At 45.5% G+C, this 12,306-nt stretch carries 13 protein-coding genes and 1 tRNA gene; 4 read left to right on the top strand and 10 right to left on the bottom strand.

The genetic code is table 11. From position 1 onward, the window contains the following. Positions 1 to 9: 9 nt before the first annotated feature. Positions 10 to 702 (bottom strand): SatD family protein, encoded by a 693-nt coding sequence (locus Q8J68_RS02355; RefSeq protein ID WP_305309951.1) that lies wholly within the window; start codon positions 700 to 702, stop codon positions 10 to 12. A gap of 270 nt (positions 703 to 972) precedes the next feature. Between Q8J68_RS02355 and rsgA the strand changes: the two genes are divergently transcribed. Continuing rightward, positions 973 to 2,073 carry a ribosome small subunit-dependent GTPase A gene (rsgA, locus tag Q8J68_RS02350; RefSeq protein ID WP_305309950.1) on the top strand — a complete coding sequence of 367 codons (1,101 nt, stop codon included), beginning with the start codon at positions 973 to 975 and terminating at the stop codon, positions 2,071 to 2,073. A gap of 445 nt (positions 2,074 to 2,518) precedes the next feature. Here rsgA and Q8J68_RS02345 read toward each other — a convergent pair. The 3 genes from Q8J68_RS02345 to Q8J68_RS02335 form a co-directional block, all read right to left on the bottom strand. Then, a tRNA-Ser gene (locus Q8J68_RS02345) sits at positions 2,519 to 2,604 on the bottom strand. Between the two features lie 98 nt (positions 2,605 to 2,702). After that, positions 2,703 to 3,455, bottom strand: coding sequence for a peptidylprolyl isomerase (locus Q8J68_RS02340; protein WP_305309968.1), 753 nt, complete (start codon positions 3,453 to 3,455; stop codon positions 2,703 to 2,705). 96 nt (positions 3,456 to 3,551) lie between these two features. After that, on the bottom strand, positions 3,552 to 4,292 hold the full coding sequence (locus Q8J68_RS02335) for a hypothetical protein (protein WP_305309949.1): 741 nt from the start codon (positions 4,290 to 4,292) through the stop codon (positions 3,552 to 3,554). 293 nt (positions 4,293 to 4,585) lie between these two features. Between Q8J68_RS02335 and Q8J68_RS02330 the strand changes: the two genes are divergently transcribed. Genes Q8J68_RS02330 through Q8J68_RS02320 form a run of 3 tightly spaced genes read left to right on the top strand, consistent with a single transcriptional unit; the run spans position 4,586 to position 6,776 of the window. After that, positions 4,586 to 5,776 carry an NAD(P)/FAD-dependent oxidoreductase gene (locus tag Q8J68_RS02330; protein WP_305309948.1) on the top strand — a complete coding sequence of 397 codons (1,191 nt, stop codon included), beginning with the start codon at positions 4,586 to 4,588 and terminating at the stop codon, positions 5,774 to 5,776. 2 nt (positions 5,777 to 5,778) lie between these two features. Beyond that, positions 5,779 to 6,138 carry a gamma-glutamylcyclotransferase gene (locus tag Q8J68_RS02325; RefSeq protein ID WP_305309947.1) on the top strand — a complete coding sequence of 120 codons (360 nt, stop codon included), beginning with the start codon at positions 5,779 to 5,781 and terminating at the stop codon, positions 6,136 to 6,138. A 2-nt stretch (positions 6,139 to 6,140) separates the two neighbouring features. Beyond that, entirely contained in the window at positions 6,141 to 6,776 is a 636-nt protein-coding gene (locus Q8J68_RS02320; RefSeq protein ID WP_305309946.1) for a TatD family nuclease-associated radical SAM protein, read from the top strand. Between the two features lie 2 nt (positions 6,777 to 6,778). Here Q8J68_RS02320 and engB read toward each other — a convergent pair whose 3' ends face one another. The 6 genes from engB to Q8J68_RS02290 all read right to left on the bottom strand — a co-directional run. Beyond that, positions 6,779 to 7,405, bottom strand: coding sequence for a GTP-binding protein EngB (gene engB / locus Q8J68_RS02315; RefSeq protein ID WP_305309945.1), 627 nt, complete (start codon positions 7,403 to 7,405; stop codon positions 6,779 to 6,781). A 6-nt stretch (positions 7,406 to 7,411) separates the two neighbouring features. Then, entirely contained in the window at positions 7,412 to 8,431 is a 1,020-nt protein-coding gene (locus Q8J68_RS02310; protein ID WP_305309944.1) for a DHHA1 domain-containing protein, read from the bottom strand. Between the two features lie 29 nt (positions 8,432 to 8,460). Then, the gene (locus tag Q8J68_RS02305) at positions 8,461 to 9,732 is read right to left on the bottom strand and encodes a hypothetical protein (protein WP_305309943.1); all 1,272 of its coding nucleotides are present in this window, start codon (positions 9,730 to 9,732) and stop codon (positions 8,461 to 8,463) included. 4 nt (positions 9,733 to 9,736) lie between these two features. Then, entirely contained in the window at positions 9,737 to 11,338 is a 1,602-nt protein-coding gene (locus Q8J68_RS02300) for a CARDB domain-containing protein (RefSeq protein WP_305309942.1), read from the bottom strand. A gap of 53 nt (positions 11,339 to 11,391) precedes the next feature. Beyond that, complete coding sequence (locus tag Q8J68_RS02295) at positions 11,392 to 11,892, bottom strand: hypothetical protein (RefSeq protein WP_305309941.1); 501 nt, start codon at positions 11,890 to 11,892, stop codon at positions 11,392 to 11,394. A gap of 12 nt (positions 11,893 to 11,904) precedes the next feature. Continuing rightward, on the bottom strand, positions 11,905 to 12,306 hold a 402-nt coding region (locus Q8J68_RS02290; protein ID WP_305309940.1), incomplete at its 5' end, for an ATPase domain-containing protein.

Genomic DNA, 12,306 nt, shown 5'->3' with positions numbered 1-12,306 from the left:
GCCTATCACTTATAGCCGATCACTTTTTAGAAATATGCCCGGGTACTTAAATAAGTTTTCATAGTTGCCGATGAACTTTTTCAGAGCATCAAAACCTGCAGCTTTCAGGCTCTGGGAAACTGTGGACTGGGATTTTCCGTGCTGCAAAGCTATCTCTTCCTGAGTTAAGCCTGAAAGTTTTTCCATTATCAATTCTTTCTGGATATCCGTCCACCTGCCGGCTATTAGATCAAAGAAAGCGCACTGGGTCTCTAACATCAGGTTTATCACCGGATCAGGAGTAGTGATCAGCAGGTTCTGGTCTTTTTGCTTCATACTGTCAAGCATTTTCCCTGAAAGCCTGAAAGCGACCCCATCAGCCTCACCCACATTACCGGAAGCCGGAATATAGTCAATCGTCCCAATACCAATGGATATCCTTGCAGCAATATCTTTCTCCCTGTTGGACAAATTTAGCCTGAGAGACAGAAGCATAGATACAAGCAAGGCACGCTCCGGCAAAGTTATCACTATCTGGAAACTGTCACCCCTGAATATCTCAAAAGGAAGGAGGATAGCATTATGTAATTGCAGCAGTTCTTCTACTGACCTGAAGGACTCATGCAGACAGGAGACCACTAACTCCCTATCATTGTATTCAATTTCTGAGGATCGTACAAGATCTCCTGTTATGACTGCACATAAGATTCTTTTGCCGCTCATCGTCTGCACTTATATTAGTTTAAAAGCTTATATTTTCTTATTATTAGTTAAATTAATAATATTAGTCGATTATCATTTCTAGAACTTATATCCTACTATTTATAATTTATCGTTGAGTGGAAATAAGATCAGCGTTTTTCTATCAGGAACCACGTATGCAACCTCTGAATGAAGATGATTTGGCTTACTTGATACAAATATTATTATTCTTACAGTATTTTAATCACATCTGTCAAAATCTATTTTAAGCAGACAGGACAACACTTGAAAATGAACGATCGATCACTGCCTGGAACTACCGGGCCGAATAAAGGAATAGAGATCCCCGGATGGGATGAGAGATTCAAAGCAGCATTTTCCATTTACAAAGGACCTTATGTTGCCGGAAGGATCACATCAAGGCACAAGACTCTTTGTGATGTTCTTATTGCAGGCTCTGCAGTAATAAAGGCAGGCATCTCCGGGGCACTAATTAAGGCTGGTAAGCAGCCGGTGGTAGGGGACTTTGTTGTCCTGCTGGATCAGCCAGAGATGAATTCACATGCAGTTGTCAATATACTGCCAAGAAGGACCTGTCTTTCAAGAGGAGCTACAGGTGACGGCGGTGAAGAGCAGATAATTGCTGCAAATATTGATACCATCTTCATTGTGACAGCAGTGGGAAAAGATCTTAACGTACGAAGGCTCGAACGTTACCTGACAGTTGTCTATTCATCCGGAGCAAAACCTGTGATAATACTGAACAAGATAGATCTTACTGAAGAACCGGACAAGGCTATTGAAAGCATAAGGTCTGTTGCCGGTAACGTCCCGGTCGTTGCCATCAGTGCCCTTTCAAAAAATGGTATGGAAGAGCTTGAACCATATATCGGTCCTGATGAGACTGTGGCTCTGATAGGTTCGTCGGGTGTAGGCAAATCCACCCTTATCAATGCTCTTGTTGACAGGTCTGTCCAGAAGACCATGGACGTCCGGGAAGATGACGATAAAGGACGGCACACGACCACGGTAAGGCAGTTGTTCCTTCTTCCAAATGGCGGAATCGTCATTGATAATCCCGGCATCAGGGAGATACAGATTGGAGAGAGCTATGAAGGGCTTGAAAAAGCGTTTTCAGATATCACAGAGATAGCGCCAAAATGCCATTTCAAGGACTGCACACATAACCTGGAGCCGGGTTGCGCTGTTCAGCAGGCAGTAAAGGACGGGACCATTACCAAAGAAAGACTTGACAGCTATCGTAAACTGAACGCAGAGATGACCTTCCGGTCCAAGAAGAACGAAATTGGACTCAAACGGCTTGAAAAGGAAAAGTACAAAGGAATGCAGGTCAGCCCCAAGAAACTCAGGGAATACAAAGAAAGACGCTAGCTAAATATGATGGCTAATCCATCATAGATTATTTCAAATCACATCGTCTAATCTGGTTTTAACAAATGATCAATTAGGAGTAATGCTTTTTAAAAAATTAGACTATTATTCGTCTCATAATATTGAGGATTTCTACAGCCAACAGTTTAGATGAAAATAGAATAGTGGGCATCGTGCTAGGAACGATGCCCGAGGGTAGTTCCACCGAAACGAACAAAATATTAAAGGGATTAGTTCAATATAAATTTATTCTATATTATTTATGAGTATATCGTAAAATCAGAGAAAATATATAGATACACATATTTATACATTCCTACATAATCAGGACAACAGAATTGCATCCATGACCCTAGATGATGAGAAGAGATTTGCATATCCAGCTTATAAAACTACCATTAAATATGGCATCACTAATAGAAATAGAAGGAAAAAGTGAGTATTACGCTGAGGAGGAGGTTCGAACTCCCGCAGCGCGTGAGCACTACCGGTTTTCAAGACCGGCGCCGTGGACCACTTGGCTACCTCAGCATGTTGAATGGTTCCTAAATAGCAGATTCAGATATAAGGCTTTTGATACAAAACGTTGTGGGTTGGTTATTGGGTAAAGAATGAAGGGAGAGGGAGGGTTATTCCTCGCTCTCGGTAGCTTCGGAGCTTTCCTCGGCAGGCACTTCTACTATGTCCTCTGCGTCCATCTCTGGCGGCACGTAGGGGTGTTTCTCTACGTACTCGAGGTTGGGGATGCCGAGCCTGTCGATAAGTTCGTTGGCTATGTTAACCTTGGTTACGAGCCATCTCTGGTTGAAGCTGAGCTCGATAGGGGTGACGATGCGGATAAGATTATCGGTGATCTCGGCCTCGATGTCGTTAAAGCCGGTGTAGAGGGCGATAAGACCTTTTACCTTTGTAAGGGGGTCCTCGATCTTCTCCTCGATAGTGTAATCGTACTCGACTTCCTTGCCGGCAAGTGCGTGGTTGAAGTCTACACGGACCCTGCGGCCGATGATCTGAGCAATGACACCGCGCTTGCCGTTAACTTCAACGGGCATGCCGGGGTATGGGTTCTTGCCTTTGAACTGGTCCGCAAGCTTGGTCACGGACAGGGTTTCCACAAGAGCGGGGTTGTGTCTGCCGAAAGCCTTCTCCGGGGGTACGGTCAGTGTGCCGGTGTATCCGGGTTCCTTACCAACAAAATCCTCATCAAGTCCCCTGATGGTCTGGCCTGAGCCGACAACGATAATGTCCCCGCCGTAAACGCCGCGAGGATTAAAGATACCGTTATCCTTTGCAAGCTGCTCATCGGTTGTGTCAAAAACCATGCCGTCGCTGAACTTTCCTGTATACTTAAGTTTTATGAAATCGCCTTTCTCAATTGCCAAATTGATCAACTCAGTTAATTGGTTAATACTTTATGAATAGAATTACTTGCACGCTATACTCATATTTCTTTAAGAACCTTTTGGCAGTCAGTGCTTTCAAAAAGTGCTTCCTGAAACAATTTCCAGTACAGAGTCCCTGCAGCTACCCTCAACAAGTATCACGGAATGCCTGGATGTCATCAGCCCGGCAAACTCCGGGCAAAAGCTTGAGAGCGGTACCTTATCATCAGCCCACCACATCCTTCTGTAATGACTCAGGTACCCGAAGCCGTTCCTGAACTTGTAGAACTCCCTCACCTTTCCCACGCCTGCAAGCCCTTCGGACTCCAGGGGCAGCACCACGATATCATTCAGTCTCATGCCCATCGAAAAATTGAAAATGTCCTCAGACCACACATCAAGAACTGATTCATCAAGCCCGGACAGCTTTGCAATGATCATCTCCTTGATCTGCTCACGCTTCTCAAAGTTATCGAATTTGTGCATCGTCTCGTCAAAATGCTTCAACTCCTCGTTGAAGTTCTTCAGTTTCCTGTTGAGGCCCTGCATCTTCCGGACCACTTCCGGACGCTCCGAAGAGAAGTCAAGACCTTTTGTGGCCTCAGCAAATTCCTTCCTGAACTTGTCGTCAAATTCCCTGTACTGCTCTCCCAGATAGAAGTGTTTCTTATGGTCAACAGGTGTGTCCCTCAGTTCCATGAACTCCTGTCCAAAGTGCTCCAGAAGGTGCAGGCTCAGGTCAAGGGAAAGCACTCCCTTCTCGAAACAGTCCTTCTCCTGCTGCCCGCAGTATCCCGCGCGCACTATCCATACATTTGCCCTGTGTTCGTAAACCATATTGTCTCTCACATAAGTGTGAATTATTCTAGTTAATAGTCACTCACAGTTACTTAAATAGATAATACTCAGGTGTTGCATAAACCTGCATTCCAGTTCAGACCGGTGATCTACATGATTATATGTCTTCATATCTGTTTTTCTACTGAGCATCCTACAGAGCCAATAGTTAGTTATATCTAATTGAATGTGGTTTGTGATAAGCATAATCCATGAGAGCTTGCAGGCACCCGGCTTGCACACAAGAACGCGATACATTTCTGTGAACTCTCAGTGAAAACAGCGGACATACCATGATGCCTGATGATTCGTATGACATAATAGTTGTTGGCGCCGGTCCTGCAGGTTCCACGGCAGCCATGTACGCAGCCCAAAGGGGCATTTCTGTTCTCCTTGTAGACAAGAAGAAGGACATCGGCACGCCCCTCCAGTGCGGAGGCTTCCTGCCCCACTACGAGACCCTGCATGAACTGGTTCCCAATGCGGAGCTGCCCTCCACTCTCGAGGAAATACCCTCCGGCTGCATCCATGCTACCACCTCCTACCAGCGCTTCATAGCTCCTGACGGTTACTCAAAGGGATTCCACGTTAATGCAGACGCCATCGATAGAAGACGCTTTGACAAGCACCTTGCAAGACAGGCCGCAAAAGCCGGTGCGCATCTGCTTGTCGGGACCAACGTCACGGAAGTAAGAGGCACAGAACTTATGATGGACGGAGCCTTTGGGGAATTCGTCATCAAAGGTAAGATCATCATCGGAGCAGACGGGCCGAACTCCATCGTTGCAAAAGCCAATAACATGCTAAGAGGTGCAGATCCTATGGGCACGGGTACAGCATTCGAGTATGAGATCAGCGGCGCAGATGCAGACAGGGAAGCCGTGGAAATGTACTTCGGAAAAGAATATGTGCCCGGAGGTTATGCATGGATCATTTCCCAGGGGGAGGACACGGCTAATATAGGCGTTGGCATTCGCGAAGCAATGTTTAGCCAGGGCATGTGCGCAAGAGACTACCTTGACAAGTTCATGCATGAGCATCCTCTTGCAAGCAAAAGGCTTGAAGGCGCATCCATATTATCCGTTGTTGCCGGCCTTGTGCCAGTTGGCGGTGCGCCGAAGATAACAGCCACCAGTGACACAGTCATAGCAGGAGACGCCGCGGGACACCTCATCGCCACCAACGGGGGTGGCATATCCACAGCAATGGTTGGCGGCAAGCTCGCAGGTGAAACTGCCGCTGATCACCTGGAAGGCAGGTGCAGCCTCATAGAATACGACAAGCTCTGGAGGGAGCAGATGGGAATGGAAATAAAGACCGCAGTCTATGCGCGCAGGCTCATGGATAAGCTCATGCTTTCGGATAAACTCATGAGCGCCGCTATCAGGGTAATTTCACCAGAACATATGAAAGCTATCCAGTGCGGACAACTTCCTGACCCTGTTAAGAAAAGCCTGTTAAAACTTAATATAGGTCTTGACTGAATATGTATATATTTGTATACGGTTCACTGAAAAAAGGGTTCTCAAAACATGATCTTATAGAAGGCTCGCAGTTCATCTGCAAGACCCGCACCAGGGAAAACTTTGCCATGGTTGACCTGCATCATTTTCCCGGTGTCATCAAAGGGCAGAGTGTGTCCCCGATATATGGGGAAGTCTATGATATCGGTGACAGTTTGCTTGATATACTGGATGAGTACGAAGGGGACTGGTACTGCAGGGAACAAGTGAAACTGGAGGCAGGGTTCACAGCCTGGATGTATTTCCTCAGAGATATCCCTGATAGCGGAAAGAAGTACGGGATAGTTATTGAAGGCCTCTGGAATGAGAAGCCTGGAGAATGAGTATGTCGGATAATAAGAAGTTGGATAACAGTAAAAGAGAGAAAGGGTTCACCGGAGGGACCATTGTTTATGAAGCTCACGGGAATCTCTATCTAAATATAACCAACATGTGTACCGCAAAGTGCAGCTTCTGTCTCCGGGATATTTGCGACGGAGTCTACGGTTATAGTCTTTGGCTGTCAGCAGAGCCTACTTACGATGATATCATAGATGAGCTTGAGCATACAGACCTTACAAAATATAAGGAAATAGTTTTCACCGGCTTTGGAGAGCCGACATGCAGGCTTGACACACTTCTTCGGGTAACCAAATGGCTTTATGAAAAAGGCAAACGTGTGCGTCTGGACACCAACGGTCATGCTAAACTCATGTATCCTGGCAGGGATGTCGTCACAGAGCTTAAAGAGGCAGGTATGGAATCCATCTCTATCAGCCTCAATGCCGAATCCGCAGAGAAATATAACCAGCTTTGCATCCCTGAATTCAGTAATTCATACGCTTCTCTGCTGGAGTTTACAAAAGAATCTGTAAAAGCAGGCATGAGAATCCAGATGACAGTTGTGGGTATGCCTGAGATCGATATAGAGGAATGTGAAAAGATAGCAACATGTTTGGGAGCTACTTTTCGTGTAAGGTAAGATCAGAAGTATTTATACAGGTCATCCCTCTTCTCTGCATGCAGACGCTGCCTGATAATTGAATTGAGGGGTTTTATGTTACCCTGTTTTGCGCTTATAGGCGCAATAACATCTATCCATTGCCTCCATGGAGGCAGCATTCCAAGCTTGTTCACTATGTCATCAAGAACATTGTTCTGCTCTTCTTCCTTCACCTTGTCCATCTTATTGACAGCTACAACAGTATCGATATCTAGTTCCTTCAGGAAGTCGTACATCTCAATATCTATCGGAACCTCGTTCCTTGACTCCCAGCGGTCCACAACCTCCACAAAAACTGGGCCATCCACAACCATTACAGCCATCCTGATTCGCCCGACTCCATTTTCGATGTAGCGCACTATCTGGTCCTTAACAATGTCCTGCTTGCGCTCCTTAATGCCGCTCATAAAACCAAAACCAGGCATATCTGTCAGGAGAATATCTGAAAAACGTATCTGTGTTGGCTTCAGCGTAACGCCGGGGCGTTTGCCCACCTTTACTCTCTGCCCTGTGACCTCCCTGATGAGAGAGGATTTACCTACATTGGACCTGCCGACAAATATGATTTCAAAATTAACTCCTTCAGTAAGATCTTCACTCTTAGCCATTATAACTCACACTTGAACCTTCTGTATTTCCTTTCCTATAGCAGCATCCATATCCTGCAGGAATTGCACTAAAGAGGCAGCAGGGACCCTTGCTCCTGCAGCTGCAGCGTGTCCTCCGCCTGTGCCTCCGTGCTTGATCGCGATAATCTTTAGCAACCTGTTCAGGTCGATATTCACCCTTGACCTTAGGCTCATATCATATACATCTTTATGGTTGCGATACTCAGCAGCAACACCTACCCCACGCATTCCATACGATGCTGCGTAAATGGCAGATTTGGACATATAGCCTTTAGGATCGATGACATATGCCAGGTTCTGAAGGGAGGTGACCTCCTTCTTGACCCTCAGGCGCAGGGCTTCTTCAAATTGTGCACCTTCCCTTGCTATCCCAAGCACATCCGGGATCTCTGTGGGGATCATGTCGTGCGAAAGGGGAAAAAGCACTTTGCGTTTGAAATCATAATTGCGGCCCATATGAATAAGAGCCTGTATGAGCGTGCCTGCCTGGAAGAAAAGGCTTCTTTTATCCCAGTCCCGCAGCCACTCCCTGATAGAAGGAGTATTGTCGTAATAGTCGCCTATGGCACCATATATCGCCACTCTGCGCATGTCACTGCTCAGCCGGTCCTCCAGCACCTTATATGTCAGTTCTGAGGAACACATGTTGAGGTCGTTATGCATCCAATCGACATCCCAGCACTTATCAGGCAGAGGATGATGGTCAATGTATGTGATGCTGGCACTTCGTGCAAGCTCCTCAAGACGATTATACAGCCCCGTGCATGACCTGACATCAACGGCAATATCGCAGATTATGATATTCCTGTATCCATCCGCCATCTTCAGCTCATCGAGTATACCCACCGGAGAAGTAAAATACACATCTGCCTCTGGGTAGGCACTCTTGGCAATGGCACCGGAACAGACACCATCAGAATCCCCGTGAGTCAAAATAAGGGACCTGCTCATACCGGAAGATATGCGTTTTATCCCGCCTGCAGTTTTTGTTTTTGATCTGTTCATTTATAGTAGGGAAAGCGTTATTATGTATTTTACTTTTGCCTTAAGTTCGATATGAACTTCTTGACAGCATCCATAAGATCATAGAATATCTGGAACATCCCATGATCCTCTTGCACAATTTCCGGCTGCTCCGAATTTATGTTATCATAGAAGGAGGAGGCCTGAGGAAATTTATCATAATAACCGTCCTGTTCATATCCACCCTGCCCATGTTCATCTGCCACATATAGCATATATCGCCTTGAGTAAGCAATGTCCTTATAGTCCCGGGGATCAGTAAAACTAGCCTTTGCTGAAGGCATCACAATACTTCCGGCCTTATCCATCCGCAGTGAGTATGTAAGAGTGATATTCTCTGACGGGTGCAGGATCTTACTGCTGCTTATAGAGCCTCCCACAAGAACAGCCTCCAGGGGAATTTCATCAGAGACTGACACATAGGCAGCCCTGTCGCCTTCGTTAACAGCACTTACCTGTATCTCAATAATATCATTCACCTGCACACTTTCAGCAGAATGGGATTTGGTAAGATTGATGTAAGGACCATGCACAATGAGCTGTGTATCGTTAAGCGTTTTCCTGTAAATACGCTCATCCATACTAACCAGCACCTGCGTGCCCGTGAAATTATAAGTACCAGGCCTGAGTGCCTTAAGGGAGTATTTATAGGATCTCTGTCCGCCTGCAGCAAGGGTAAAGTTCCAGTCCATATCGATATCTGGATCAAATACCAGGCCATCCGGGATTTCCTGCACAAGTTGTATAGCTGTCGGAACAACCCTCAGGTTTCGGATCTTTACCTCAATATGAGCCCGCTCATCTATATATACTTCTTTTGCCCTGTTCTCTTCCACGATAATTGTCTTATCTATTTTCTCAATGACAACTGTCGGGGTCTGGGATACGTTTGAAAGAAATACAGTGATGTTCGTGTAGGGCACAGGGATATTGTTACCTGTAACAACGCTCAATGCAGTGATGTTGAGCCGGTCTCCAAATATATAATTGTCAGGGATGTTGGAATTGTTCACGGCAAGGATGGTTTGCCATGATTCGGAACGGTCGCTCAGTACCGTCAGCATCACATAATCACTATCTGTATCGAATGCTTTGGAAGGTGAAAAGTCAGCAGCTTTTATCATGTAGCCGCTGGCATTGACTTCCTCTCCCCAGTAAAGGGTGTATTCTCCTGCTTCAAGCCACTCGACACCATCATCATCGGTAAACGATTCTGCACTTGCAAGGCTGCATAGGCACACAAGGAGGGCCAGCATCCCCAATCTCAAAGCTACCTGTTTCATAGTTCTATTCTTGTTCCCTGCGCTTGATCATGACAAAGACACAGATAAGAATGAATATCATCAGGGACCCTTCAAAACCAGGCTGCACCCTGGTATCATCCGAACTCGCTCCGGTGCCGTCAGTGGAAGATGAGGAACTGCCTGATGTGCTGCTGCCACTCTGGGAGTTATCTGAAAGAGACGCAGAACCCTGATCTTCCGGATTTACAACTGATAGGACCGGCATGTTGGATATCCTTTCACCTTTAAAGCCTTCCATGTCAATGAACGTAGCAGTTGTTGCAGGCATTTTGATATCACCTGTCTGTTTTGTTCTGATGACGTAAGAATAGGTTGCTGATTTTCCTCCTGCCACAACCTCCTTGAAGTCCAGATTACCGCTTACAAAAGATACGCTGGCAGGCAGGCTTTCGGCAGTTGTTACACTGGCATCCCTGTTACCCTGATTATGTACGGTTACAGTCACACTAGCTTCTTTGCCCGGGCTCACGGAAGAAGGATTCACGGCTTTGGTAAGTACTATATTGGGTCCATTCACTGTGATCTCTGGAGTTGTGGACTTGAATGTGCGCACTTTACCGTCAGGCCCTGTAAATATTGCAGTCGTCTCAGGTATTGTGATTTTGCCTGTCCTTGTAGGCTTCAGTGTATATTTGAATAGGTCGGCTTTAGTTTCGCCAGGTGCAAGGGTGATCGTAGCCTGTTGATTGATGTTGTCCTGCAACTGGAAATCTTTACTAAGGGCATCTGTAACCGTTGCGGAACTGACGCTATATATTCCCTTGTTATATACACTCACCGAAACATAAGCAGTCTTGTCAATGTACATCTCTCCGGTGATGGTCTTAGTAACGATGAGTTCAACAACAGGTTCGATTGTCAGAGTTTTTATTTTGTTCTGAGTATGTATCTGGTTGTTGATGTCCTTGGACTTTGTTGTCACTTTTAGATCAATCTTTGTCTGATCCCAGTAGTGTGGAACCTTGAGCTTGACAACTATAGGCTCAAGCACTTCATCCTCTTCTATATCTTTAAAACTATGCTTAAGTTTTCCGGAAATTAGTTCCATTCCACTCGGATCTATCTCTACATCCGTTGTATAGGCTTTTGCATCCCCTATATTTTTTATATTGATCGTAGCTGTAACAGAAGGAGAGCTCATCAGTCTAGGGTCATATGTATCCTTATCCGTAGTTATCTCGATGGTCATTTCAGGATAAGCCCTCTTATATACTTTGATCGCAACCTTCGGATCTTTCATATTGCCTGTCCACGAGTCAATGTTAAGGGTGACAGAATCAACAATTACCATTACATCATTGCCATTGTCAGTATCACGATATCTCAGACTTTCTCCAACATACAGAGGAGATATTGCTTTTATCTGATTGTTACTGGAAATGCTAATACTGACAAAACCATCCTTGTTAAAGTCTTCAGCTTTGATGACATACTTATCCATTGCTAATGTACCCCCCCAGGTAAGGGTACCGGTCTTATCCGCACTGTCCTTCCATTCAATATCATCCACAGTATAGGCTAATGCAGGCAGGCAGAGAACATATATTGATAAGAGTAAACAAATAAGGGATTTTTTTAGCATCATTCAACCTCATATGTATTAATAATAATATTGAGCTAGATATTAATTTTATGGAATCAGTTTTTTGGTATCAGTGTTTTAGACCCCTTGATCTGGGAAGGTCTGTCAATTGCCGTTGTTCTGGAAGTGGAACTTGGAAGATCTGTCATGGCAGGTTGCTGAATGAGTCCTGCAGTGTTCGCCTGTGCAGTGCGGTTACTTTTGTACCCCGCTTCAATAGTTTGATTTACAGTAACCTCTGAAAATCCAGGGAAAATATTTGCTCTCTCAGATTGTTTTTCTGAGCTCCTTTGTGACATATCAGACTTAATGTCTCTTTCCTTGGCTTTGGTCCCATATTCTTTGCCATCCCTGTAGTTCTGCATGACAAGTTTTCCAAGGCCGGACTCTCTTGCCAGCTCCTCAAGCATGGAGTATTGCTCACTAACCCAGCCAAGTTCGGAATGCTTGTGGTACCCTACTTCAAAACCAAGTTTATACGCACTCTTTATAAGTTCATCGATCTCAGATCTGGTGAGTTGCGTTTGTTCCTCTTTTTTTTTGAAAAATCTTACCATGGTCCCACATCCTCACTCAAGAAGTTCTTGCACAGCCATGCCCCTTTCATTGAAACCCACACCTCTCAGGTTACAGTCATGCTTTGTTCCTCTCATCTTGATTATCTGAATAGCGCGCGTCATGGTCTTATCGTACAGGAAATTATGCAGGAATATGACTCCGTGGGAAGCAAACTGTTCTGTGGAGTAGACTGTCGGGTCTGTCATCTCGGATATCAGTATCGTGGTACATCCTAGTTTCTTGAGGTTGCGGATGAACCTGCTCATCTCTTTTTCCTGAAGAGAGGGGTCCTTTGAAGTGAAACGGATCGCTGACACAGAATCAATCACCAGTCGCTTTACACCATACTCAGCAACATAGGATGCGATTTCCTTATAAACCATAGCCGGGGAAGGAGCACCTTGGTCGCCAGG

This window comes from Methanolobus sp. (assembly GCF_030682845.1).
Classification (GTDB): Archaea; Halobacteriota; Methanosarcinia; order Methanosarcinales; family Methanosarcinaceae; genus Methanolobus.
This window is presented reverse-complemented; position numbering and strand designations above follow the sequence as displayed.